At 70.1% G+C, this 24652-nt stretch carries 25 protein-coding genes; 11 read left to right on the forward strand and 14 right to left on the reverse strand.

The genetic code is table 11. From position 1 onward, the window contains the following. Window positions 1-160: 160 nt before the first annotated feature. Window positions 161-754, reverse strand: a complete 594-nt coding sequence (locus OG798_RS11265) for a TetR/AcrR family transcriptional regulator (RefSeq protein WP_054228878.1) — start codon at window positions 752-754, stop codon at window positions 161-163. A gap of 194 nt (window positions 755-948) precedes the next feature. Between OG798_RS11265 and OG798_RS11270 the strand changes: the two genes are divergently transcribed. The 4 genes from OG798_RS11270 to OG798_RS11285 all read left to right on the forward strand — a co-directional run bounded on the left by OG798_RS11270 (window position 949) and on the right by OG798_RS11285 (window position 4984). After that, the gene (locus OG798_RS11270) at window positions 949-1923 is read left to right on the forward strand and encodes an SMP-30/gluconolactonase/LRE family protein (RefSeq protein WP_328756901.1); all 975 of its coding nucleotides are present in this window, start codon (window positions 949-951) and stop codon (window positions 1921-1923) included. 205 nt (window positions 1924-2128) lie between these two features. After that, window positions 2129-2956: an SDR family NAD(P)-dependent oxidoreductase gene (locus OG798_RS11275; RefSeq protein WP_121416896.1), complete on the forward strand. Its 828-nt coding sequence runs from the start codon at window positions 2129-2131 to the stop codon at window positions 2954-2956. Then, window positions 2953-4185, forward strand: coding sequence for an amino acid deaminase/aldolase (locus OG798_RS11280; RefSeq protein WP_121416895.1), 1233 nt, complete (start codon window positions 2953-2955; stop codon window positions 4183-4185). Before OG798_RS11275 ends, OG798_RS11280 begins: the two co-directional genes overlap by 4 nt. 28 nt (window positions 4186-4213) lie before the next feature. Continuing rightward, the gene (locus OG798_RS11285) at window positions 4214-4984 is read left to right on the forward strand and encodes an SDR family NAD(P)-dependent oxidoreductase (protein ID WP_328756902.1); all 771 of its coding nucleotides are present in this window, start codon (window positions 4214-4216) and stop codon (window positions 4982-4984) included. Between the two features lie 14 nt (window positions 4985-4998). Here OG798_RS11285 and OG798_RS11290 read toward each other — a convergent pair whose 3' ends face one another. Continuing rightward, window positions 4999-5358, reverse strand: a complete 360-nt coding sequence (locus tag OG798_RS11290; protein ID WP_183127429.1) for a nuclear transport factor 2 family protein — start codon at window positions 5356-5358, stop codon at window positions 4999-5001. A 50-nt stretch (window positions 5359-5408) separates the two neighbouring features. Next, window positions 5409-6194 (reverse strand): SDR family oxidoreductase, encoded by a 786-nt coding sequence (locus OG798_RS11295; protein ID WP_121416893.1) that lies wholly within the window; start codon window positions 6192-6194, stop codon window positions 5409-5411. Between the two features lie 98 nt (window positions 6195-6292). Between OG798_RS11295 and OG798_RS11300 the strand changes: the two genes are divergently transcribed. After that, window positions 6293-6802, forward strand: a complete 510-nt coding sequence (locus OG798_RS11300) for a winged helix-turn-helix transcriptional regulator (RefSeq protein ID WP_179436660.1) — start codon at window positions 6293-6295, stop codon at window positions 6800-6802. 36 nt (window positions 6803-6838) lie between these two features. Here OG798_RS11300 and OG798_RS11305 read toward each other — a convergent pair whose 3' ends face one another. The 6 genes from OG798_RS11305 to OG798_RS11330 all read right to left on the reverse strand — a co-directional run bounded on the left by OG798_RS11305 (window position 6839) and on the right by OG798_RS11330 (window position 13701). Next, window positions 6839-8224 carry an MFS transporter gene (locus OG798_RS11305; RefSeq protein ID WP_328756903.1) on the reverse strand — a complete coding sequence of 462 codons (1386 nt, stop codon included), beginning with the start codon at window positions 8222-8224 and terminating at the stop codon, window positions 6839-6841. A gap of 240 nt (window positions 8225-8464) precedes the next feature. Beyond that, window positions 8465-9361, reverse strand: coding sequence for a serine hydrolase (locus OG798_RS11310; protein ID WP_443054184.1), 897 nt, complete (start codon window positions 9359-9361; stop codon window positions 8465-8467). Window positions 9362-9556: 195 nt separating this feature from the next. Beyond that, window positions 9557-10693 carry a hypothetical protein gene (locus OG798_RS11315; RefSeq protein WP_095856095.1) on the reverse strand — a complete coding sequence of 379 codons (1137 nt, stop codon included), beginning with the start codon at window positions 10691-10693 and terminating at the stop codon, window positions 9557-9559. Window positions 10694-11139: 446 nt separating this feature from the next. Next, the gene (locus OG798_RS11320) at window positions 11140-11847 is read right to left on the reverse strand and encodes a TetR/AcrR family transcriptional regulator (RefSeq protein ID WP_095856094.1); all 708 of its coding nucleotides are present in this window, start codon (window positions 11845-11847) and stop codon (window positions 11140-11142) included. A 139-nt stretch (window positions 11848-11986) separates the two neighbouring features. Then, complete coding sequence (locus OG798_RS11325; protein ID WP_121416891.1) at window positions 11987-12856, reverse strand: aldo/keto reductase family oxidoreductase; 870 nt, start codon at window positions 12854-12856, stop codon at window positions 11987-11989. 137 nt (window positions 12857-12993) lie between these two features. Further along, window positions 12994-13701 carry an SDR family NAD(P)-dependent oxidoreductase gene (locus OG798_RS11330; protein WP_095858253.1) on the reverse strand — a complete coding sequence of 236 codons (708 nt, stop codon included), beginning with the start codon at window positions 13699-13701 and terminating at the stop codon, window positions 12994-12996. A gap of 285 nt (window positions 13702-13986) precedes the next feature. On the opposite strand from OG798_RS11330, the gene OG798_RS11335 reads away from it, so the two are divergent. Beyond that, entirely contained in the window at window positions 13987-14751 is a 765-nt protein-coding gene (locus OG798_RS11335) for a dienelactone hydrolase family protein (protein ID WP_121416889.1), read from the forward strand. Window positions 14752-14800: 49 nt separating this feature from the next. On the opposite strand, the gene OG798_RS11340 is transcribed toward OG798_RS11335, so the two are convergent. Then, window positions 14801-15562 carry a hypothetical protein gene (locus OG798_RS11340; protein ID WP_267063779.1) on the reverse strand — a complete coding sequence of 254 codons (762 nt, stop codon included), beginning with the start codon at window positions 15560-15562 and terminating at the stop codon, window positions 14801-14803. Between the two features lie 534 nt (window positions 15563-16096). Here OG798_RS11340 and OG798_RS11345 point away from each other — a divergent pair. Continuing rightward, window positions 16097-16543 (forward strand): hypothetical protein, encoded by a 447-nt coding sequence (locus OG798_RS11345; protein ID WP_267063780.1) that lies wholly within the window; start codon window positions 16097-16099, stop codon window positions 16541-16543. Between the two features lie 111 nt (window positions 16544-16654). On the opposite strand, the gene OG798_RS11350 is transcribed toward OG798_RS11345, so the two are convergent. The 4 genes from OG798_RS11350 to OG798_RS11365 form a co-directional block, all read right to left on the reverse strand. Further along, on the reverse strand, window positions 16655-17284 hold the full coding sequence (locus OG798_RS11350) for a hypothetical protein (protein WP_095856091.1): 630 nt from the start codon (window positions 17282-17284) through the stop codon (window positions 16655-16657). A 495-nt stretch (window positions 17285-17779) separates the two neighbouring features. Beyond that, the gene (locus tag OG798_RS11355; RefSeq protein WP_097226573.1) at window positions 17780-19270 is read right to left on the reverse strand and encodes a DEAD/DEAH box helicase; all 1491 of its coding nucleotides are present in this window, start codon (window positions 19268-19270) and stop codon (window positions 17780-17782) included. A gap of 296 nt (window positions 19271-19566) precedes the next feature. Further along, window positions 19567-20742 carry a N(5)-(carboxyethyl)ornithine synthase gene (locus OG798_RS11360; RefSeq protein WP_095856089.1) on the reverse strand — a complete coding sequence of 392 codons (1176 nt, stop codon included), beginning with the start codon at window positions 20740-20742 and terminating at the stop codon, window positions 19567-19569. A 314-nt stretch (window positions 20743-21056) separates the two neighbouring features. Then, on the reverse strand, window positions 21057-21482 hold the full coding sequence (locus OG798_RS11365) for a YjbQ family protein (protein ID WP_095856088.1): 426 nt from the start codon (window positions 21480-21482) through the stop codon (window positions 21057-21059). Between the two features lie 143 nt (window positions 21483-21625). Here OG798_RS11365 and OG798_RS56530 point away from each other — a divergent pair, with 143 nt between their 5' ends. From OG798_RS56530 to OG798_RS11380, 4 genes are all read left to right on the forward strand, one after another. Then, window positions 21626-21709: a putative leader peptide gene (locus OG798_RS56530; protein ID WP_313884353.1), complete on the forward strand. Its 84-nt coding sequence runs from the start codon at window positions 21626-21628 to the stop codon at window positions 21707-21709. A 132-nt stretch (window positions 21710-21841) separates the two neighbouring features. After that, complete coding sequence (locus OG798_RS11370; RefSeq protein WP_328756905.1) at window positions 21842-22729, forward strand: ABC transporter permease; 888 nt, start codon at window positions 21842-21844, stop codon at window positions 22727-22729. Then, window positions 22702-23493 (forward strand): ABC transporter ATP-binding protein, encoded by a 792-nt coding sequence (locus OG798_RS11375; RefSeq protein ID WP_328756906.1) that lies wholly within the window; start codon window positions 22702-22704, stop codon window positions 23491-23493. Before OG798_RS11370 ends, OG798_RS11375 begins: the two co-directional genes overlap by 28 nt. A 122-nt stretch (window positions 23494-23615) precedes the next feature. Next, a complete protein-coding gene (locus OG798_RS11380) occupies window positions 23616-24644 on the forward strand; it encodes an ABC transporter substrate-binding protein (RefSeq protein ID WP_328756907.1) in 1029 nt (342 codons plus the stop codon). Window positions 24645-24652 lie beyond the last annotated feature (8 nt).

The raw sequence follows: 24652 nt of genomic DNA on the forward strand, positions 1-24652 counted from the left end.
CGGGGTTCTGTGGAGCGCCGGGCAGGCCTTGCACCTGCATCTCCCCGCAGGAAGCGGGACGTCTTTCCTTGGACCACCAACGCGAGGCCTGCCACCGAGACTTCCGGCGGTCTGCTCAAGATCAATCATAGCGCATTCCCAGCCGTCGACGACGCACGCGTCAGGCGGCCGACGGTCGGGCGTACTGGAGAAGGTGATCGGCGAGCAGGTGCAGAACCGCCTGGCTGTGGTCGCTGTTGCGGTCGACGAGCCAGGTCATGTTCAGGCCGTCGATCACCGAGTGCACGTACCGCGCGAGGATCGGCACGGGCTGCGTCCACTCGATCCCGGCGTTGTCGGCGGCCAGTTCGAGCAGGGAGGCGAAGGCGGCCAGGAAGATCTCGTACTGTCTCCTGGCGATGTTCTCGAAGCCGGGATTGCGCAGCGCGTACTGGGTGAGCTCGTAACTGATCTGGTGCTCGCCCGGGTTGGCCTCGAACCCCTTCCAGAACGCGTGCAGGCTGTCGAGGACGCTGTCGCGGATGTCCCTGTGCGGCGCGAACAGACCCCGGACCTCGGCGACGTAGCGCTCGGTGAGGGTCTCGGTGACGCGTTCGAGGAGCTGCGCCCTGGAGTCGAAGCAGTAGTGGAAGGCCCCGAGGGTCATACCGGCCTCGTTGACGATCGCACGGGTGGTGGCCTTGGCCACGCCGTCACGCGTCATGACCCGGATCGCGGCCTCGAGAAGCTCGGCCCTCCGGTCGCTCGCCGCCATACGGGACACACGATCTCCCCTCTTCACCTGCGGGTTCGTCCGCCAGGATAGCCAGACCCACGGGCCGCGCGTCGGCTCGGAGCGCGGATCCGCCAAGAAGTAAGTCAAGCGTCCAAGACTCTTGACTTACTTCCGCGCGGTGGGCGACCGTAGCGGAACCCGACGCCTGGCACGAGCCCCCTCAGGAGGCGGAAGTGCGACCGCAAGCCACTGTCGTTCTGGACGGATTCGGCACGCTGGAGTCCCTGCGCTGGCACGACGGCGCGCTGTGGTTCTGCGACTTCGCCCACGGGACGGTGCACCGCTGGGACACCCTCGGAAAGCCGGAGACCGTGGTGGAGGTCCCCGGCCGGGCCGGCGGCCTCGGCTGGCTGCCCGACGGGCGGATGCTGGTCGTCTCGATGGACGGACGCCGCGTCCACCGCCAGGAGCCGGACGGCTCCCTGGTCGTGCACGCGGACCTCGGGGAGATCGCCGACGGCCCGGTCAACGACATGCTCGTCGACGGGCAGGGCCGCGCCTACGTGGGCAACTTCGGCTTCGACTACCACGGCTTCGTCCGGCAGCGGCCCAACGCCATGCTCTACGCACCGCCGGGCCCGCCCAGGGCCCCGCTCGCCTGCCTGTCACCGGAAGGCGAACTGCTGGGCCTGAGCGAGCCGTTGGTGTTCCCCAACGGCTGCTTCCTCATCGACGAGGGGCGAACCCTGCTGGTCGCCGAGACACTGGCGATGCGGCTCACCGCACTGCCCGTGCTGCCGGACGGACGGCTCGGCCCGCCACGCCCCTGGGCCCCGCTGGTCCCGGCCTGGCTGTGGAAGTCCCTCAACCGTCCCGGGGTGCGTGGCCGGATCACCCGGCGGGTCTCGTCCCTGCTGGACCACCAGGCGATCGCCGACCGCTCCGACACCCCCATCGCACCGGACGGCATCGCACCGGGCAAGGACGGCACGGCCTGGGTCGCCAACGCGCTGCGCGGCGAGTGCGTCCGAGTCGGCCCCGGCGGCACGATCCTGGAGCGCGTCGCCACCAGCCAACGCACGCTCAGCTGCCTGGTCGCGGGCCCGCATGGCGACACCCTGTACGCCGCCACCGTCCCCACCGACGACCCGGAGCGCGCGGCACGGCTCAACGGCGCACGGCTGGAGGCGTACGTCCTGCCGTCGTGACCGCGGACGCACGGGCCTTCCCCGACGGCCGGCCCGCTCCTCCGCTCGCGGACACGCGCACTCCGTCCACGGGGCCATCCCCCGCCCGCCTCCTGGGAGTTCACATGCACGGACATCGAACGGGTGACGGCGCCCTCGACACTTCGTACGGCGCCCACGACGGCACCTCGTGCGGCAGCGGCGGCGCATGCCAGGGGAGGCCGCGATGAGCGTGGTCCTGGTGACCGGCGCGGCCAGTGGCATCGGCGCCGCCACCGCGCGCGAGGCCGCGCGCCGAGGCCACCGGGTCGCCCTCGCCGACATCGACCTGGCCGGTGCCACCCGCCTTGCAGACCGCCTCGGCCCCGCCGCCTGCGCGATCCCCCTCGACATCCGCGACCAGGACGCCTGGGAGGAGGCCTTCGACGCCGTCGCGGCCCGGTTCGGCCCCGTCGAGGTTCTCGTCAACAACGCCGGGATCATCCACACGGGATACGCACGCCAGTTGTCCCTGGAACAGCACCGCCACATGGTCGAGGTCAACCTGCTCGGCCCGATGACCGGGACGCTGACCGCGCTGCCCCGGATGCGCGCCCAGGGGCGCGGGCACATCATCACCGTCTGCAGCATGAGCTCGTTCCTGCCGCTGTCCGGTTACACCACCTACGGCGCGACCAAGCACGGGCTGCGCGCCTTCCACCACAGCGTGGCGATCGAGGAGCGCGGCGGACCGGTGACGTTCAGCATCGTCCACCCGCCCGGCACCCGGACGCCGATGCTGGAGCAGGAGATGGCCGACCCCAGCGCGGTGATCACCTTCGCCGAGAAGCCGCTCACCCCCGAGAAGGTCGCCTCGGTCATCGTCGACGCGATCGTGAAGAAGCCGGTCGAAGTCGTCCACCCCGCCGTCGGCGGACGCGTTCAGCGAGTCGCCGGGGTGTTCCCCCGGCTGATGCGCTTCGTGATCCCCAGGGTGGCGGCCATGGCGGAACGCCGCAGTAGGAGCATCACCCCGGCCACGGCCGTGGTGCGCGAGCGAGGAGACAGCCGATGACCACCGACACCGCCACCACCCCGGCCCGGTCCGCCCCCGCGGAACAGGGGCACTTCGACCGGTTGCGGGCGGCGACCGCGGGCCTGGAGCCGCCCTTCGGCGTCATCGATCTGGACGCCTTCGACGCCAACGCCGTCGACCTCGAACGCCGCGCGGGCGGCAAGCCGATACGGCTCGCGAGCAAGTCGCTGCGCTCGCGCGCCCTCATCCGCCGGGCTCTCGCCCGCCCCGGGTTCCAGGGCATCCTCGGCTTCACGCTGCCCGAAGCCCTGTGGCTGGCCGAAGAGTTCGAGGACGTCGTCGTCGGCTACCCCACCACCGACGCCACCGCGCTGCGCCGGCTGGCCGCAGACGAACGGCTCGCCTCCCGGATCACCCTGATGGTGGACTCCGTCGAGCACCTCGACCTCGTGGACGCCGCGACCGGCCCCCGGCAGACCCGCGTCCGCGTCTGCCTGGAGCTGGACGCCGCCCTGCGACTGGCGGGCGGCCGTCTGCACCTCGGGCCGCGCAGGTCCCCGGTGCACACTCCGCGGGAGGCGGCCGCGTTCGCCCGCGAGGTCGCGGCCCGTCCGGGCTTCGAACTGACCGGGATCATGGGGTACGAGGGCCAGGTCGCCGGCCTCGGCGACAACCAGCCCGGTTCCCTGCTCAAGCGGGCCGTCGTGCGCGCGATGCAGCGTTCCTCCGTCGAGGAACTGCGCCACCGACGGGAGGCCGCGGTCGCCGCCGTACGTGCCGTCACCCCGCTGCGGTTCGTCAACGGCGGCGGCACCGGCAGCCTTGAGACCACCACGCGGGAGGACGCCGTGACCGAACTCGCGGCGGGCTCCGGCCTGTACGGTCCCGGACTCTTCGACTTCTACCGGTCCTTCCGGCCCGTCCCCGCCGCGTACTTCGTGCTGCCCGTCGTACGCCGCCCCTCCCCGAAGATCGCGACGCTCCTGGGCGGCGGATGGATCGCGTCAGGCCCGCCCGGCAAGGACCGGCTGCCCACCCTGGCCTGGCCCCCCGGCCTGCGCGTCACCGCGACCGAAGCCGCGGGCGAGGTGCAGACCCCGCTGCTCGGCAAGCCCGCGCAGGTCCTGCGCATCGGAGACCGGGTGTGGCTGCGGCATGCCAAGGCCGGTGAACTGTGCGAGCGGGTCGGGGAACTCCATCTGGTCAGCGGCGGCGAGGTGGTCGACACCGTACCGACGTACCGGGGCGAGGGCCGGCACTTCCTGTGACGGCCCGTCCTCCGGGCAGGGTGACACCATGACCCGCATCACCGACCGAACCGTCCTGATCGTCGGTGCCTCCTCGGGCATCGGCGCGGAGGTGGCACGCCTTCTCGCGCACAACGGCAACCGGCTGGTCGTCACGGCACGGCGCGCCCCCGAACTCGCCTCCGTGGCCAAGGAGATCCGAGCCGCGGGCAGCGCCTGCCTGGACATCGCCGCCGACGCCCTGGACCCGGGGGCGGCCTCCGCCGTGGTGGCCGCGTGCGTCGCGGAGTACGGATCCGTCGACGTCGCGCTCCTCAACGCCGGCCAGGGACCGGACATGTCCATGGACCAGGTCACCGTGGCCGACATCGCACGGATCACGGCCTTGAACTACGACGTCGTCGTCCACTACCTCGTCCCGCTGATCGCGCAGATGAAGACCCAGCGCGACGGCGGCCTGATCGCCCACACCAACTCGCTGGCCGGCCTGATGGGCATCCCCCGCCAGGGCCCCTACTCCGCCGCGAAGGCCGCTGCCCGCACCCTCATCGAGGCCGCACGCGTCGAACTCGCGCCCCACGGCATCCGGTTCACCAGCATCCACCCCGGCTTCGTCGCAACCGACCGCGTCGGCGCCGACGGTCTCCCCAAGCCCCTCCAAGTCAGCCAGAACCGCGCGGCACGACACGTCGTACGCGCCCTGGAAAGGGAACCGGCACAGGCGTACTTCCCCTGGACCACGACAACCCTGGTCCGCACCCTGCGCGCCCTCCCCACGCCGCTCTCCGCCCTGATATTGCGAAAACTGGCCTCGCGCTAGGAGTGGGAGTGGCTTCAGGGTTCGATGACCAAGCGTTCCACGAGGTCGCCGCGGAGCGTGAACCGGTAGCGCAGGTCGACGGTTCCGCCGGGGAAGTCGCCTTCGAGGTGCTGCGTGGCGGTGTAGTGGCTCGCGTCGGTGCGCTCGGCCCCGGTGAGATCGATGGTGTACGTGAACTCGGTCGCCGACCGGTTCAGCCACCGCTCGATGGCGGCGGTGCCCTGGTAGGTGTTGCCGTCGTCGATCACCGTGGCGTCCTGGGTGAACGTGGCGACGGCCACGGCGGTGTCGTGGGCGCGGTGCGCCGTGAGGTAGCGGGTGATCACCTCGGGCAGGGTGTCCGGAGCGATGGCTCGGTGCTGGTCGTGCTGCATGGCAGGCCTCTCGGTGGTGGTGTCTTTCAGATGCTGAGAGTGAGGGCGGTTCACACCGTGGGGGTGGTGCCGCCGTCGATGACGTGCTCGGCGCCGACGATGGCCGAGGCGCGGTCGGAGACCAGGAAGGCGACGAGTTCGGCCACTTCCTCGGGACGGTTGGGGCGGCCGAGGGGGATGCCGCCGAGGGAGTCCATGAGCCGGGCCAGTGCCGCGTCCTGGGTGATGCCGGCGTCGTGGGCGATCCTGGCGACGAGGTTGTCGGCGGCGGTGGTCTGGACGAAGCCGGGCGAGACGGTGTTGACGCGGATGCCGTGCGGGGCGACCTCGTTGGCGAGGCCCTTGCTGTAGGTGGTCAGGGCGGCCTTGGCGGCGGCGTAGGCGAGAGTTCCGTTCCACAGCGGCATGCGGCGCTGGATCGATGTGACGTGCACGATGGCGCCCTTTCCGGCCGCGATCATGCCGGGCAGCAGTCCGCGGTCCAGGCGGACGGCGGCCAGCAGGTTGACGTTCAGTTCCCTGGCCCAGTCGTCCTCGCCGAGTGCCGCGAAGCCCCCGGCGGGCGCCTCGGAGCCGCCGAGGGTGTGGACCAGGATGTCGACACCTCCGAGCCGGGCCTCCACCTCACCGACCACTAGGGCGGCGCCATCGGCGGTGGACAGGTCGGCTGCGATGAACGTCTTCTCCTCGACCTCGTCGGGACGGCTGCGGGCGGTGACGAGTACCGTCGCACCGGCCTGGGCGAGGCGCCGGGCGATGGCGGCTCCGCTGCCTTTGGTGCCGCCGGTGACCAGGGCACGGCGGCCCTCGAGGGATTCGCCGGGGTGGGTGGCCATGGTGCGCTCCGTTCTCGGGTGCGGGCATGCCGAACACGGCCGCCCCGTTACTGCTAAAATAGAATCTACTAACTTCGACTTTAGCAGTAACTGAGGGGATGGTCGCCGTGGCAAGCCGGATCAGGCTGGAGGACCGGGAGTGCCCGCTGTCCACGACGGTGGAACACGTGGGCGAGTGGTGGACGCTGCTGATCCTCCACGACGCCTTCGACGGTTACACCCGCTTCGACCAGTTCCAGGAGAACCTGGGAATCTCCTCCAGCATGCTCACGGCCCGGCTCAAGACCCTCGTCGCGGACGGACTGCTGGAGCGTCGGCCGTACCAGACCAACCCCGTGCGCCACGAGTACGTCCTGACGGAGCTCGGTCGTTCGCTGCGCCCGGTGATAGTCGCCCTGGCCGCCTGGGGCAACTCCCGGCTGGCGCCGCAGGACCGCAGCATGATCCTCGTCGACACGGACAGCGGCGAGGAGGTCGAGCCCGTCGTCGTCGACGCCAGGACCGGCCGCCGGCTCGACGACAGCGACGCCTTCGTCTTCACGGCGGGCCCGGCGGCGAGCCCCGCCATGCGCGACCGCTACCCGAACGGGTCGAAGACGCAGAGGTGAGCGGCCCCGAGGGCTGAGCAGCGCCCCCGCGACCGCTCAGCCGGGTGGAAGGGGGTGATGGCCGGGCGGCTGCGCGGCCCGCGGGGGCAGCTCGCGTCCCAGGCGGGCGAGTGGGGACAGGGCCATCAGCGCCGGGGACAGCATCATGCCAGCGGCCGTCACCAGGAGGCTGGTGCGCAGCCCCCACGCCCCCGCGAGAAAGCCGCCGAGCAGTGAGCCGAGCGGGGCGGCCCCCATACCGACGAACGTGATCGTCGCGGCCACGCGGGCTTGCATCCCATCCGGCGTGACGGCCTGCCGCACGGCCATGACCGTGACGTTCACCAGTTGGCCGAAGGTCCCGAACACGAAGTTGACCGCGACGAGCGAGGGGATCGTCACCGCGGAGGGGCCGCTCAGCGCGGGCACGCACAGCATCACGCCGTCGCCGAGCGCCGCCGCCGGCACGAGCACCACGCCGTGACCGAACCGGCCCGGGAGCCGGGCGGCCAGCACGGAACCCAGGAGCGCGCCCGGCCCCGTGGCGGCGAGTGTCAGCCCCACGACGCTGCCCGACAGGTGCAAGTCCCGTGGCAGGAAGAGCAGATAGCCGGTCATCATCGCCGCGAAGGAGAACTGGAAGGCGGCCGAGGCCAGGCCCACGGTCCGTAGCCAGGTGTCCCCGGCGACGAAGCGCAGGCCCTCGTGGATCCGGCGCCAGACCCGAGGGGCCCGTCCCGACCGCCCGGGGACCGATTCGCGGCGCCGGATCCGCTGGATCGAAAGGAACGACCCCGCGAAGGACAGGGCGCAGGACGCGGCGGCGATCGGCGCCGACAGAAGGGACACGAGCGCGCCGCCCAGGGCGGGGCCGACGATCTGCGCCGCCGAACGGCTGCCCTCGATCGCGCTGGTGGCCCAGGTCAACCGGTCGCGTTCCACCAGTCGTACGAGAGAGGCCTGGTACGCCACGTCGAAGAACACCGACAGGACCCCGACCGTGAAGGCGACCACGAGCAGTGCCGGCAGGCCGAGCCCGCCGAGGAGTCCGGCCAGGGCGGCGCCGCCCAGCGCCAGGGCCCGGCCGAGGTCCGCCAGCACCATCACCGTGCGGGTCCGCCATCGGTCCACCCACGCGCCGACGAGGAGCGCGAGCAGCAGGGTCGGCGCCTGCCCCACCGCGCGCAGGACGCCCAAGCGGCCGGCATCGGCGTCGAGTGTGAGAACCGCGATCAGCGGAAGGACCACCAGGCTCGCGTGTTCGCCGAGTTGGGAGGCCGTCTGCCCCACCCACAGCCGGCGGAAGTCGGCGTCGCGCCGGAGGGCCGGCGGAACAGGACGCCCCGAGCCGGACGCGGAGGATGGTGAGGAGGATGGGGCGGACGAGGAGGACGAGGAAGACGAAGAGGACGAGGAGGGCGGACAGGAGGAAGCGTCCGGCACAGGAAAACCCCTTGGGTCGCGCAAGACAGAGCCCGCCACCCGGCGCACGACGAGGACGCCGACGGTTCAGGTGGGGGAAGGCTCGCTGTGCCGCGCATCAAGGGCAGCACGCGATGACGGGCCGCTCAGGGCCTACGACGTCAACGCGCGCTCGGACGACCGGGCATGTCTCGACTCCTCAGGGATCAGACTCGCTGCCCGCACTCTAGCCCTCGGCTGATGGGCACGAAAGGGGATTACCTACGCGGCAGTTGAGGTGTTCAGGTCCCGGTTGACGGCGCGGGCGGCGCCCTCGACGGTCGCGACGCCGTCGGCCATCGTGCGGTTGTCCTGGGCGAGCACGACCATTCCGTAGTCGTGGCCTCCGCCGGTGAACACACCGACGCTGTGCACCCGCCAGCCGTGGGTGTCGCGCGGCAGCCAGCCGTTCTTGACCTGGACGGTCGCCGTCGCGGGGGCCCCGGCGGGCGTTCCCCAACGCTGCTCGGGGACGACCCGGTTCATGACCCGGAGGGCGTAGGTACGCGTGTCCCGGTCGAGGACGGAGTTGTCCGAGGTGAGCAGCCGGAGCAGCTTCAGCTGGTCCCCGGCCGTGACCTGGGTGTGCCCCCAGTAGCCCTTGGGCCCGGGGACGGTGTCCCCCATCCCGGCCAGGGTCAGGAAGTGCTGGATGGCGGTGTGGCCGATCTGGTGCCACAGGGCGTTCGTCGCGTCGTTGTCCGACTTGGTGATCATGGCGGTGGTCAGTTCCACCTCGTGAGCGGTCAGGGCCCGGTGCTGCTCCATGGTCTGGCGCAGCAGCGCCCCCAATATCGTGACCTTGACCACGCTCGCCGAGTCGAAGGCGGTGTCGACCCGGAAGCCGCACGAGGTCCCCGTGGTGCGGTCGTACAGCGCGATCGCCGCGGCGTGCTCCCGCCCGTGCAGGGCACCCGCGATGTCCTTGGACAGCCGGGCGGCGAGCCCTGGCCGCTGCGAGGTGCACTTCACCTGGGAGCCACCGACGGTGGCGGTGGCCTCGGAGGTGGCGTCGGCGGTGCTCGCCTGGGCCGGGGTGGCGGCGAAGAGCGCCGCGAGCACCGACCCGGCGGCCGCGGTCGCGGCCAGTCCACGCCGCGCGCGGCGCAGTGCGTGCATGTCCGGCATGAAGATTCCCTGCTCTGTGTCGGCGGTCACATCGGGAGCCCGTGCGCGGGCCCATCCCGATTCCCGAATGACGGCGACGCTACAGGGACGGAAGAGACCCCGGTGCGCAGTAAATAGGCTTATGTCTGAATTGAGAGGTTTTTAGCCGTGTGACATTCATCAACCCATTCATCCCTGCGAAGGGGGTCACATCTGGGGGGACGCCGGAGAAGGAGCCTTCGTCACGGTTCGCCGGCGGCGTGGCACGGGCCCCAGCAGGACGTAGCCCGCCGAACCGGCGGCGAAGGCCAGCCGGATCAGGCCGCAGACACGGTCCGAGGGCACCAACAGGGTGCTGCCGTACAGGGAGAGCAGGGCGATCCAGCTCCACCACGGCACCAGACGACGCTGCCCGACCGCGTCCCACAGCAGGGTGCCGAGCAGGATCGAGGCGCTGTAGTACGTGTAGACACTCGGGTCCAGTGCGATGCGGGCATCGGCGCCGAGCAGCACGACCGCGGGCCAGCGGCCTCTGAGTACCGCCAGCGCGCCGAGACCGAGACCCAGGAGTACTTGGGCCGGGCGGTCCCACCAGGGCGTGGCCGGGGCCAGGACGCCCAGCCAACGCAGCGCCGAGGCGGGCTGGTTGGCGATGGTGAATCTGGCGGCGGCAGCCGAGTTGAGATGGGTGACGTAAAACGGCAGCCATGCGACGGCCACCAGACCGACCGTCCAGAGCGCGGAGTTGCGTCGTTGCGTGGCCGGCAGGGCGAGCAGCAGTGCCGCGAACGCCAGCGCCCAGGGTTTCGAGTCCACCGCCAGCGCGAGCATGATGCCCACCGTGCGCCCTTTGCCCAGCACCAGGGCTCGTACGGCCAGCGTGGTGAAGAACAGCGCGAGTACGTCGTCCAAGTGGGCGAAGCGGACCGCCACTTCGACCCACATGGGAATGAAGGCCACCCCTGCCACGAGCACCCGCTGCTGGAGTCGGCGGTGGTTGAGTCCCGTGCCACGGTTGTGGTCGGCCGCACTGCGGCCGACCAGCACCAGCATGTAGAGGCCGAGTGCGGACATCACCGCCTCCGCCAGCACTTCCGCCAGGTGGGGTGGCAGCGGGGCGAACAGCGCGGCCGCCAGAAAGCTCACGGGGCCGATCTGCAACTCCGGATGGTTGGCGTAGATGGCCAGGCCGCCACCCGGAACGGCGCCGAAGAGCAACTGGCCCCCGGTGCGCAGGTAGTGCCAGGAGATCCCCCCGTGTCTCTGCACCAGCAGGAACCAGAGCAACGTCCACGCCGCCAGGACGACGATATGCGGTCGTATGCCCTTGCGTTCCTGTCGCATGACCCAGGGGACGGCCCGGCCCACGGCGCGGCCACCCGTTCCGCGGTGACTTTGCTTCGGGTCCTGCGCCTGTGTCGATCCCCCCGCGTCCTCGCGGCCCTCGTCCCACCGCACCGGCGCCTACCGCGCCAACTGATCGGCGACGCCACGGACCGGCGCGCACCGGTCCCCCACTGGAAGATCCGCGCCTTCCATCAACACCCCTTGTCGTTCCCCCACCCGCGGCACAGACCGCGGGCGGCTCCCCCGCGGGCTCCGGCACTCAAATGCCTGCCGCCACGACAACCACTCTCAGGTGCGAGGCACCGAACTCGCGTTGTCCGTACCGCCGGAGACATGTTCCGAGGGCCTGGTCACGGCCCTCGCTGCTTGCCCGCGCTTACGGATCAACCCTAGACATACATTCGGGCGCGACCTGCACCACAGGGGAAACACACACCCCACTCTCACCAGCCGCGCTGTTCGGCCGACGCACGAGAGGCCGCGGCGAGGACTCCGTCCAGGATGACGTCCAGAGCCCAGTCGGTACGGCTCGGGCCGTCTCCCGACACGAGCGTGTCGCCGAGCCGGGCGATGTGGGGGTAGCGCGCCGGGTCCGCGGTGGCGATCTTCGCGGCCAGGGCGGAGAACTCGTCGGCCTCCTGCGTGGCGGACTTCGGGGAGCTGTGTTCGACGGCCACGGCGGTGGGATACAGCAGCAGAAGGTCCATGGCCCAGGCCGCTTCCCGGCCCGACACCCCGCCCTCGTCGAGGAGGCCGAGGATCGCGTCGGCCAGCGCCAGGTAGTTCGGGCCGCTCGGCTGCGTGGACATCGCCATCCGGGCGATCTCCGGGTGCCTGAAAAGCACCTCTCCATAGCTGACCAGCAGCGCCTTCAACCGGTCCCGCCAGGCCCCGGTCTCCGGCGCGGGCACCTTCACCGGCCCCAACAGGGAGTCGAGAATCTGCGCGTGCAGGTCCCCCGTGTTGCGGACGTAGACATAGAGCGACGCGGGCCCAGTGTCGAGGGCCGCGGCGATGCGGCGCATCGTCACCTTGCCCAGTCCCTCCTCACGAAGGATCGCCAGCGCGGCGTCGATGATTCCCTGCCTGGTCAGGGCGGGCTTCGCCGGGCGTTCCCGTCGGCTGATCGGAGCGGACTTCTCTGGAGTCATGCCGCGCAAGGATAACGAACGCGTTCGTGATAAACAAGTTCGTACCGAACGGTGCGAGCGCACGGCGCCGGCACACCGCGCGCCGGACACCGCCACGGGTCGTCACGCCCGTGCCTCGGGCGTGACGACCCCGCATTCCTCACACCGCGATCCCGTTCAGCTCGGCCAGCTCCTTCTCGGGAAGGTCCAGGGCGGCAGCGGCGATGTTGTCACGCAGGTGTGCCACCGAGGAGGTGCCGGGGATGAGCAGGATGTTCGGGGAACGCTGCAACAGCCAGGCCAGGGCGACGGCGACCGAAGTGGTCTCCAGCCGGCCCGCGACCGCGTGCAGGGTGTCCGACTGGAGCGGGGAGAAACCGCCGATGGGGAAGTAGGGCACATAGGCGATGCCCTGCTCGGCCAGGGAGTCGATCAGCGCGTCGTCGGCGCGGTTCGCGAGGTTGTAGAAGTTCTGCACACACACGACGGGCGCGATGGACTGGGCTTCCTTGATCTGCTCGGCGGAGACGGTACTGACACCGAGATGCCTGATCAGCCCCTCCTGCTGGAGCTCCGCGAGCACGGTGAACGGTTCGGCGAGCGAACCCGGCTCGGGGGCGTCGAGCCCTCCGACCCGCAGGTTGACGACGTCGAGTGCGTCCAGGCCGAGGTTCTCGAGGTTGCTGTGCACGGCCTGGCGCAGCTCGTCGCGCGACAGCGCCTTCGGCCAGCCTCCCTCGGCGTCCCGCCGTGCTCCGACCTTGGTCACGAGGTGCAGGCCGGCCGGGTAGGGGTGCAGCGCTTCCTTGATGATCTGGTTGGTGACGTACGGGCCGTAGAAGTCGGAGGTGTCGATGTGTGTGATCCCCCGCTCGACCGCCTCGCGCAGAACGGCCACGGCGGCGTCCCGGTCGGCCGGCGGCCCGAACACGTGCGGACCGGCGAGCTGCATGGCGCCGTAGCCCATGCGGGTGACCGTCAGGTCCTTGGCCATGGTGAACGTTCCGCCGGGAAGTGACTGCACGGTCATGTCGATGCTCCTGTTTGTTCGGTGGGGCGGTGGGGCGGTGGGACGGTGGGGGCTGTGGGGTCGATGGGCGGAGTGCCGAAGTGGCGGTCGCCGGTCGCAGGGTCCGGCACGCGTACGTGGTGACGTAGCGGCTCGGACTACCAGGGAAGGGTGCCTTCGGCGTCGAAGAAGCCCCCGGTGGGACCGTCGGGGCCGATCTGCGCCGTCCGTACGATGATCTCGGCGCCCTGCTCGACGGTCTGGATGCCGGTGTTCCCGTTCAGGTCGGTCTTGGTGAAGCCGGGCTCCACCGCGTTGATCCGCATGTTCGGGAACGCCTTCGCGTACTGCACGGTGATCATGTTGACGGTGGTCTTCGAAGCCGGGTAGGCGACGCCGGGGTAGGCGTATGCCGGGGTGCCCGCCTCGCTCACGCGGGCCAGTGAGGCCAGCCCACTGCTGACGTTGACCACCACCGGGGCGGCCGAGGCCTGGAGCAGCGGGAGGAAGGCGTGGGTGACGCGCACCATGCCGAAGACGTTCGTCTCGAACGTCTCCCGCATCGCGTCGGCGGTCACGTCCGCGGCGCCGATCACGGAGTTGCCCTCGCCCCTCGACTCGATGCCCGCGTTGTTGATCAGTACGTCAAGGCCGCCCTCGGCCTCGACGGCCTTCACGGCGGCCCGCACCGACGCGTCGTCGGTGACATCGAGCTGGACGACGCGGGCACCCAGCTGTTCGGCGGCCCGGCGTCCGCGTTCGGCGTCCCGGCTGCCGACGTAGACCGTGTGGCCCGCGGCGACGAGCCGGCGGGCGGTCTCGTAGCCGAGCCCCTTGTTCGCTCCGGTGATGAGTGTTCTCGTCATGACTCCACCTTGCGACCGGACGATGCGCACATCCAGTAGCCCGGCCTTCCTGGGACTGCCGGTACCAGGCTCGTTCGCGTCCGGCGGCGGGCCAGGAATCCGTCTGCGCAGGACGGCGGCTCGGGCCACGGGGCGACAGCGGGGCCCCTGCCGAACCGACCGCACCACGAGTGCCAGACTGCACGACGGGACCGTTGCGATCATGTGGCCGTCGGAGATCCGCGCGGCACCCCGAAACGCCCGGAAGACGCCCTGGGGACACCCGAGAGAAGAAGAGGGACGCCCATGACCGATGTACGTGAAGTACGCGGAACCTCCGTGAACATCCCCACGCCGGACGGCTCGGCCGACGCCTATTTGGCCCACCCCGACGACAACGCCGCCCACCCCGCGGTGCTGTTCTACATGGACGCCATCGGACTGCGCCCCCGGCTGAAGGAGATGGCCGACCGCCTCGCCGGGGCCGGCTACACCGTGCTGGTTCCCAACCTCCTCTACCGCCACGGGCCGGCCCCGGTGGTGGAGCTGCCGGACTTCATCGACGCGGCCCACCGTCCGGCGCTGTTCGAGCAACTCGTGCCGATCATCCAGGAGTTGACCCCCGAACTGGCCATGCGCGACGCCGAGGCCTATCTGTCCTGGCTGGCGGCCTGCCCGCAGGCCGCCGACGGACCGGTCGGCACCACCGGCTACTGCATGGGCGCCGGTCTGGCCCTGCGCACCGCCGGTACCTATCCCGAGCGGGTCGCGGCCGTGGCCGGCTTCCACGGCGCCCGGCTGGCGACCGACGCGCCCGACAGCCCGCACCTGCTCGCAGGCCGGGTCACCGCGGAGCTGTACTTCGGCCACGCCGACCAGGACGCCTCCCTGCCTCCCGAGCAGATCGAGCGCCTCGACAAGGCGCTCACCGAGGCGGGTGTCCGCCACCGCAGCGAGGTCTACACCGGCGCGCACCACGGCTACACCATGGCCGACACCGCCGCGTACGACGCCAAGGCCACCGAACGCCACTGGGCAGCCCTGCTCGACCTCTTCGACCGCGCCCTCTGAACACGCCTCTCCTCCGATCACGGGGACGGCCGTCCCCGGTGGGGGACCCTCAGCGCGGTTGAGTCCTCGTGCCCCGCGTACGCCGCTCACCCCGTGGCGGGAACAGCCGTTCCAGGCCACTGCGTGACCATGCCGAGAAAAGCAGGGCGCCGAGGGAATCCCACAGTCTTCGGCAGCGCCCGTGCAGCACCGCCAGGACGATCGCGGCGCCCACGGCGATCAGGTGCTCACGGCCTGCCAGATTGGGTTTGACGATCGACTCCCACACCATCGAGCCGCCGGTGAGCGCGAACACGATGGGGGCACGCCGGACGACCGAGAGGTAGGTGAACAGTCCCACCACCGCGGCAGAGGGTCCGGTGTCGAGCACCTGCCCGATCTCGGGCGGCAGGCCGAACCCCCACCAGCCCGGGCCGAGCGCGATCATCACGCGGACCGTGAGGGTGCCGGCCAGGGTGGTGGCGTAGGCGATGACCAATGTCCGGGCCCGGCCGAGGGCGAGTTCCGCGAGCGCGAAGGCGAAGAACAGCTGGGTGATGCCCGCCCACACGGGAAGGTCGAGGGCGGGCACGTACAGCGACACCGGAGTACGCAGCAGGGCCAGAGGCAGCGGCAGGCAGGCCTTCACTCCGCCGGTCAGCCGCACGATCACCGCACCGGTGGGATGTTGGGCGAGCGCGTGGAAGAAGATGACCCCGAAGACGGCCACGAACGCCAACAGGAGTCCGGACAGCCCACGACGCACGATTTGCCGTACCGGATCCACGACGATGCCGTGCCACTCGCCGTACAGCGTGCGCCCGACGAACAACACGAACCGGCGCAGCGGGCCGCGCGGCCGCACGCCCGCGTCGTCACTCGTGGCGGACGGCGACCGGTCGTCGTCGAACCCGTCGCCGCACGCATGACCGTCCCCGGTGTCACCGCGACGCTCGTCGACCGCCCAACCCAATGGTCTCTCCCCCAATCCCCCACAGGACGCCTCATCGTATAGAGCGACAAAGCTCGCATCACGGAGCCCCCGGTCAGTGCCTGTTCCCCGGCTTGTTGGGGCCGCGGGACCGATTCGGCCGGGTGCGGGAGGAGTCGGTCGACGGCCGCGGCAACCTACTTCCACGACAACTTGGGTCGCCGTACGGGCCGCAGGACGCCGTCCGGCGCGGCGACGACTTGGTCGTACGACGCCGCCGGGCGTCGCACCGGCATGCTGGTCTCCGGCTGGGCCATCGACTTCGCCTACGACGAGGCCGGTTGCCGCACCCGGTCACCCTCACCTGGGACCACCAGGGCTGGGCGGCCGATACGAAGGCAACTGAGCGTCACCGGCAGCGGCGGAGGGGCGGGGATGACGAAGGACCAAGGGCGGCCCAAGTGGCTGGACGTCCTGGAGCGCTGTGGTCTGCGTGTGCTGGAGACCGCCGTGCCGCAGGAGGCTCCGCCGGTGAACACGGCCATCTACTCCGTCACCGGGTTCGAGGTCGAGCCCGTCGCCGTCATCCCCGCCTCCTCGCCCCGTGCCGCCGACGAGCTGGACGAGAAGTGGCACCACTGCGCTTCGACGAGTGCGCTGTACGGCGACAAGGGCGAGTTCCTCATCCTTCCGCCCCTGTCGGGCGGAAGTGAGATCGGCTGGGTGGCAGTCACGGACCCGGTCGGCGAGCACCTGCCGTCACGCATCGCCGCGGCGACGGGCTCCCCCGAGTTCCTCGCCGTTTCGATGGACGGCCACCACCTGTGCGCCGCCTCGGCCGAAGAGGACGACCACTGGGTCGTACGGCACGAATTCTCCTGACGGCACGCCACGGCACAGCCCTGCTCGCGGACCGGACCTGCGGCCCGATGCCGGTGCCAGTTACCAGGTACCAATTGACAGTTGCCAGGTGCCAGGGCCTCCTTGGGATGCTCAGTCGGACACCGTCTCCTGCTGCGGCTCGGCCGACGCGGGCTCCGAGGTGACTGCCGTGGTGTAGAAGACCGACGAACCCTGCTTGCTGCGGTGAGCGTGGCTCTTGGCGACGAGTCCTTCGAGGGTGGTGCGCACGACCGTGGTCTTCACGCTCCGGTCGGGGTGGGCCTGCGTGAGCGCGGTGGTGATCTCGGCGGCGGAACGCGGCTCGGTCTGCTTCTCCAAGTGCCCTCGGATCAGCTCGACGAGAGTCGGCTTGGCCGCTGCCGTGGACGCCTTCACGGGTGAGGTCTTGGCGGCGGGCTTCTTGGACGCCGTCTTCTTGGCACCCGTGGCGGCCGCCTTCTTCCCCTTGCTCTGCTTGGGTTCGGCAGAGGCCTGGTGAGGCACGGAGGGCGTAGCCGCGGCCTCCGCCCCGAGGGCCGGGCTGGGACCGCCGAGCGCGTCCTGCATGTTCACCAGCACGGTGTGATCGTGCTGCAGGGCACGCAACTGCTCCTGCAGGGCCTCGATCTCCGCAGCGACACGCTCCTGCTCCTTGGCATTGCGCTCAAGGTCACCCGTCACCTGGGCGATGTACTGCGACGTGAGTTCTGTGGAGGGGGAGTTGGAGCTGACTTCAGTCATGACATGGGCCAATCACTCGCAGGACACAACTGCCACGGCCTGCAGCAGTGTAGAGATAGTACGCACGAGTGGAACCGGATGCTCCTGTCATGCGGGTATGTGCAACACATGTGTTTCCCGGGCCGACTCATGTGCTAGTGCGGCCGAGCCGCCATGTGGCCTTCGATCGTGGCAAGTTGGCCGCTCTCGTCGCCGGTGGCCGCCGACCTCATGAGCCTTGGCCCCAGGTGCGGTGGCCGGTGGCCGGCCCTGCCGCAGGATCCGGTCCGACGCGAGCAGACACCTCGGCCGTGTCCTTCCGTTGCCCATCCGGTCGGAGATGCGTCGGAGGCGTTCCAGACAGGTCACCGTGTCACTCGTGGGTCCCTCTTACGTGTGAACCTCGGCGAGGGAGGCCCACAGTTCGTCGCGGACAGGTTCCGTTGCCACGGCTCCACCCACCACGACCTCCTGATCTGCGGGTCAGGAGAAGCGGACAGGTTTCAGGCGCTCGGACTACGCGCCACGACGAACCCGAGCGGCCTTGCGGGCCTCGGCCGTCTGGCGTGCCTCGGCGGCCCGGCGGGACTCGCCACCGGCGCGTCCTGGGCGGGTGCCCAGGCCCCGGAAGGGGGCACCGCCGCGCTCGGGTCGCTCCGCGACCGGCCGGCTGCCGCCGATGGGAACACCGGAGGGAGCCTGCGCGCCGGTGATACGGCTCAACTCCGCCTCGCCGGAACGGACCTGGGTGACGTGTGGCCGAATGCCCGCGTCGGACATGAGACGGATCATGTCGCGGCGCTCGCCGGGCAGAACGAGCGTGACGACGCTGCCGGACTCACCGGCGCGGGCGGTACGGCCGCCTCGGTGCAGGTAGTCCTTGTGGTCGCTGGGCGGGTCGACGTTGACGACGAGGTCGAGATCGTCGACATGGATACCGCGGGCGGCGACGTTGGTCGCCACCAGGACCGTGATGTGACCGGTCTTGAACTGGGCCAGCGTGCGCGTGCGCTGGGGCTGCGACTTGCCGCTGTGCAGTGCCGCGGCCTTCACACCACTGCCCAGCAGGTGCCTGGTGAACTGGTCGACGGCGTGCTTGGTGTCCAGGAACATGAGCACGCGCCCGTCGCGGGCGGCGATCTCGGTGGCGGTGGCGTACTTGTCGGCGCCATGCACCTGCAGTACGTGATGCTCCATCGTGGTCACCGCGCCCGCCGAGGGATCGACCGAGTGGACCACCGGGTCATGGAGATATCGACGGACCAGGAGGTCGATGTTGCGGTCCAGCGTGGCGGAGAACAAGAGGCGCTGACCGTCGGGGCGCACCTGATCCAGCAGCTCGGTGACCTGGGGCATGAAACCCATGTCGGCCATCTGGTCGGCCTCGTCCAGGACGGTGATGCTCACCCGGTCGAGGCGGCAGTCGTTGCGCTCGACGAGATCGGTGAGGCGGCCCGGGGTCGCGACGACGACCTCGACCCCGGCCCGCAGCGCGGCGGCCTGCCGCCCGATCGACATACCACCGACCACGGTGGCCAGCCGCACCTTCAGCAACTGGGCGTACGGGGTGAGCGCATCGGAGACCTGCTGGGCCAGCTCGCGGGTGGGAACGAGGATCAGGGCGCGCGGCTTGCGGGCCTCGGCCCGCTGTCCTGCCGTGCGCACGAGGAGCGCGAGGCCGAAGGCGAGTGTCTTGCCCGATCCGGTGCGCCCGCGGCCCAGGACGTCGCGCCCCGCGAGGGAGTTCGGCAGCGTGGCCGCCTGGATCGGGAACGGCTCGTTCACGCCGAGGCTGGTGAGCTTGTTCAGCAACTCGACGGGGAGGTCCAGCTCACCGAAGGCCGCGATCGGAGGCAGGGCCGGGGTGATGGTCTCCGGCAGCGCGAACTCGCCCTGCGGTGCGGCGGGACGCCGCCCGTCGCCGCCCGAACGGGCGCCGGGGCGCCCCTGCGCGCCCTGCCGACGGGTCTTGGCAAAACGGTCGCTCGTGCGAGCTGAGCGGTTCATGGAGAACCTTCCTCGATATGGCACGTATCGAGGAATTCTCGGCAGCGATGAACCGAATGAATTGCAAGAACGAACCGAATCCGACGTCCGGGCGATACCCAGGGGTCCACGCTCTGCGAAATGCAAAAATGCCCGACGACATAAAGTCATCAAAGGCACTTGGAGCTTACGGGAACCACAACTGGCGTCAACTTTAGCACGGCACGCGCGTCCGGACACGAAAAGTACCATTATCGACCGGCAGGCCGACCGGGCGAGCCCACGCAGACCTGTTGCGCGGGCTCTCCCAGGCGTCGTCAGGCCACCTGTGCGGCGGGGCGCGGCGCCGGGACCTCGAGGTCGTGGGGGTACGCGGCCGACCGGTGCTGGAAGGAGAGGATCTTCGGGTTCTGGATCACGCCGTCGCGAATCTCGATGGCGTTTCTCACCGTGGCGTCGGCATCCCAGGCAACGGGGCCGCTCATGACCTTGCGGAGATAGGGCAGGAGCGCCTCGCTGATCTCCCATGTGGCCGAGTTCCACAGATGGGACGGGCTGTGATCCACCGCGTAGTAGTGGCAGCCCGGCCCCACCGTGGGCATGGGCTCGCCGAAGGTGGTCGGACGGGCCCATTCGAAGCCCATGCCCGCGTCACAGGCGACGTCGATGAAGAAGGTGCCCGGCCGGAAAAGGGCGAGTTCCTCGTCGGTGACGAACATCAGCGGCGCGTCGGTGTCCTGCCGGATGCAGTTGACGATGATGTCGAACCCGGCCAGGTACTCCGCGAGCGGCACGGGACCGGCCGCCGTGAGGGCCCGAAGCCGTGACGGGTCGTCCTCCTGCTCCTCGAAGTGGCCCATCACGACCGACGGCATCGGCGAGGCCACGGCCGCCGCGGCGCGTTGGGTGAGCACCGTGACGTCGGAGACGCCCATGGCGCCGAGGCCGGTGACCGCACCGCGCGCCGTGGCGCCGAAGCTGATGACCACGGCACGCATGCGGCGGCCATAACTACCTGTCAGCCCACCGAGTTGCAGGGCGTGCAGCACGGAGCAGTAGCCCGCGAGTTCGTTGTTCTTGTGGAACACATGGACGCTGAAGGCACCCGTGGACGTCCAGTGGTTCATGGCCTCCCAGGCGACGAGGGTCAGCTTCTGGTCGATGCCGATCTGGGTCATCTTCTCGTCCTGCACACAGTGCGGCCATCCCCACAGCACTTGGCCCTCGCGCAGCTCGGCGATGTCGTCGTGCATCGGTTTGGGCAGCAGCAGCACATCGCACTCGGCGAGGAGCTGCTCTCGGGAGCGCAGGCCTCCCACGAGTGGTCGCAGAGCGTCGTCACCGACGCCGAACCGCCGGCCGTAGCCTTCTTCGAGGAACATCCTTTCGCGTACGTCCGGGGCGATCCGGTCGAGGTGGCCGGGATGCAACGGCAACCGGAACTCGTTCTCCTTGCGGGAGGAGGCAAGCACTCCCAGGCTCATCAGGCTCATGCGCTTCCTTGTCATGTGACTCTTGTTCATCGCGGGTGTGTGAAGCGAGGTGCCGGAGGGCCTCGAAAACAGCGTGAGAACCAAGAAGTCCGCTAACGCGGGGCGCGGGACGGAATACGAAAGACGGCGCAATCGCGCTGGCCAGAAGGCATGGGGCGGCTCATCTCCGGCCGGACCACATGGGCTCCGACCTTGCCGTTCCCCGAGAACGACGCCGAAACGGATGACGGCATGCGAGGTGCGCTCGGTAGGACCACCGTACCCCGGTCCCCCACGGGCGCGGCCGCCGCCGGATCATGAACCCCCGAGAAGACTCAACCCCCAAGAAAACTCAGACGCACCTTTCGCACAGTATTGTCCCTGTTCGTGTCCACCAGGCACACCGACTGCCACGTCCCCAGTTCCAGCCTCCCGCCCAGCACGGGAAGCGTCGCGTGGGGCGGGACGACGGCGGGGAGTACGTGGTCACGGCCGTGCCCGGGGCTGCCGTGGCGGTGCTGCCAGCGGTCGTCCGCGGGCAGCAGGTAGTGCAGCGCGGCGAGGAGGTCGTCGTCGCTTCCGGCACCGGTTTCGATGATCGCGACACCGGCGGTGGCGTGGGGGACGAAGACATTCAGGAGGCCGTCGCGGCCCGCCGCCGCCTCTCGGAGGAAGGCCTCGCAGTCGCGGGTGAGGTCGACGACCGTCTCCGCCGAACCGGTGGTGACGTTCAGGACTCGAGTGGTGAAGGCATCGGGCATGACCCGATTCTCACCCGCCCGCGGGTTCCCGCACACGACCGACAGCCCGCACCCATGTTCACGCGTCCCATTCCGCTGTACACGCGTTCCATTCCGCGAGACGCCATTGACCGGGCATGGACCACCTGGCTACTTTCACCCGCATGTTGCGTTCAGCCTTGCTCACCACGCGCGGTCACATCGACCTGCTGCGGGTGGCCTCCGCCGCGTGTCGCCGCGGCCGCTGACGCCCTTTCACTCCCCCGTTCCACCACGCCCTCGCTCCGCTCCACCCGCACGTCGCGGCTCCGCCTGAGCCGCTGACGCGGCGGAGCCATGGCGTATTCCTCTCCGGCCGCTCTCCTCCCCGTGGAGCACTCATGAGCATCAGCCATGCCCCGCCCAGCCCCTCCGAGCCCGATATATCGGGTATGTCCAAGAGTGGTGCGGCCCAGTCGACGCCACCCGAGCTCGTTCCGATCGTCCCCCTCTCCACCCGCCGCACCCGTGTGCCCCGCTGGCTGCGCCGCACTTCCGGCCCGCTCCTGCTGCTCGCGCTGTGGCAACTCCTCACCAGCACAGGGGTGTTGACCTCCGACATCCTCGCCTCGCCGGGCACCATCGCACGGGTCGGCGGCAATCTCATCGCCGACGGTTCGCTGCCCAACGCGATGGGCGTCTCCTTGGAGCGCGTCGCGGTGGGGCTGTTGCTCGGCACCCTCGTCGGTACCGGACTCGCCCTCGTCTCCGGGCTCTTCCGGATCGGCGAGGACCTCGTGGACGCGAGCGTCCAGATGCTGCGGACGGTGCCCTTCGTGGGACTGATCCCGCTGTTCATCATCTGGTTCGGGATCGGCGAGGCCCCGAAGATCGCGATCATCACGCTGGGGGTGTCCTTCCCCCTCTATCTGAACGTGTACGCCGGTATCCGCGGCGTCGATTCCCAGCTCATCGAGGCCGGGGAGTCCCTCGGACTCTCGCGGTGGGGGCTCGTGCGGCATGTCGTGCTGCCGGGCGCGCTCCCCGGGGCGATGACCGGGCTTCGCTACTCCCTCGGTATCGCCTGGCTCGCGCTCGTCTTCGCCGAGCAGATCAACGCGGACGCCGGGATCGGCTTCCTCATGGTGCAGGCCCGTGACTTCCTGCGGACCGATGTCATCGTGGTCTGCCTGATCGTCTACGCCTCCCTCGGCCTGCTCGCCGACTTCGTCGTCCGCTCCCTCGAAAGGCTGTTGCTGCAATGGCGACCGACGTTCACGGGCCGGTGACCCTCCAGAAGGGCGCCACCGCCCGGCAGAAGACCGCGACCGGCGAACAGCACCCGATCACCCAGGCCTCCGCCGTGCGCGTGCAGGGCCTCACCCGCTCCTTCGACGGGCGGGCCGTCATCGAAGACCTCCAACTCGACGTACGTCCGGGCGAGTTCGTGGCCCTGCTCGGCCGCAGCGGCTGCGGCAAGTCCACGCTGCTGCGCATCCTCGCCGGGCTCGACCGTGACATCGAGGGCACCGTGCTGGTCCCGCGACGCAAGGCCGTCGCGTTCCAGGCGCCCCGGCTGATGCCATGGAAGAAGGTGTGGCGCAACGTCCTGCTGGGGCTGCCCGGAGGGCCCGAACGCGCCGTCGCCGAGCAGGCGTTGACCGAGGTCGGACTCACCCACCGCGCGAACGCCTGGCCCAAGACACTCTCCGGCGGTGAGGCCCAACGCGCCTCGCTGGCCCGTGCGTTGGTCCGCGAACCCGATCTGCTGCTGCTCGACGAGCCGTTCGGTGCGCTGGACGCCCTCACCCGCATCAAGGCACAGCGGCTGGTCGGCGAACTGTGGCGGCGCCGCGGCTGTGCCGTGCTGCTGGTCACGCACGACGTCGAGGAGGCCGTGCTGCTCGCCGACCGGGTCCTCGTCATGGACGGCGGTGTCATCGCGTACGAGACCCAGGTCGACCTGGACCGCCCGCGCGACATCGCCGACCCCCGCTTCGCCGAACTGCGTGCCGGTCTCCTGGAGCGCCTGGGCGTGGACACGGCCGCCTGAGCTCCTCCTCCCCCACCAGTCGCCCGCCGCCATCGCCTCACCCTCACTTCACCGCCACCTCGTCTCCTCTCGTCTCACCTCACCTCACCTCACCTCACCTGAACCAATCGAACGGAATCGTCATGCGCCGACACCTCGTCCCCGCCGCTCTGCTCCTCCCTCTGACCCTGCTCCTGGCCGCCTGCGGCGGTAACTCGGCCGCCGACACCGCCGGTGCCGGAACCGATGGCAAGGGTTCCCTCACGCTCAACGTCGGTGACCAGAAGGGCGGTTCCGAGGCGGTGCTGCGGGCCGCCGGAGAACTCAAGAACCTCGACTACAAGATCAAGTGGTCGACGTTCACCTCCGGGCCGCCCCTCCTGGAGGCCGTCAACGCCAAGGCCGTCGACATCGGCGGCGTCGGCAACACCCCGCCCGTCTTCGCGGCCGGCGCGGGCTCGAAGGTCTCGGTGGTGGCCGCCTGGCACGGCACGTCCAAGGGCGAGGCCATCCTCGTACCGAAGGACTCGTCGCTGCGGAAGCCCGAGGAGCTCAAGGGCAGGTCCATCGCTGTGGCCCAGGGCTCGTCCGCGCACTTCCAGCTGATCGCCTCGCTCAAGGAGGCCGGTCTCAAGCTGAGCGATGTGAAGGTCAAGTATCTGCAGCCCGCCGACGCGCTCGCCGCGTTCACCGGCGGCAAGGTGGACGCGTGGGCGGTGTGGGACCCGTACACCTCACAGGTCCTCGGTGCCAAGCAGGGCCGGATCCTGGCCGACGGGGACGGCGTCGTCAACGGGCTCAGCTTCCAGGTGGCGGCGCCGAGTGCGCTGAAGGACACCAAGAAGGCCGCGGCCGTCAAGGACTATCTGGAGCGGCTGCGGCGCGCCCAGGACTGGGTGTACCGGCATCCGGACGCCTGGGCCAAGGTGTGGGCGAAGGACACCGGCCTGCCGTACGAGGTGGCACTGGCCTCGGTGAAGCGCACCAACGCCAGCCGGATCGCGGTCGCCGTCGACAAGCCGCTCATCGCGTCGGAGCAGCGGATCGCGGACACCTTCACCGAGCTGAAGCTGATCCCGGGCAAGGTCGACTTCGCCGCCTTCGTGGACACGCGTTTCAACGGCGGCCTGCCCCCCTCCACCACCACGCCCCGCGTCTACAAGGACTCCTGAGGACCGTC

The sequence above is a fragment of the Streptomyces sp. NBC_00271 genome, from assembly GCF_036178845.1.
In the GTDB taxonomy this organism is placed as follows: Bacteria; Actinomycetota; Actinomycetes; order Streptomycetales; family Streptomycetaceae; genus Streptomyces.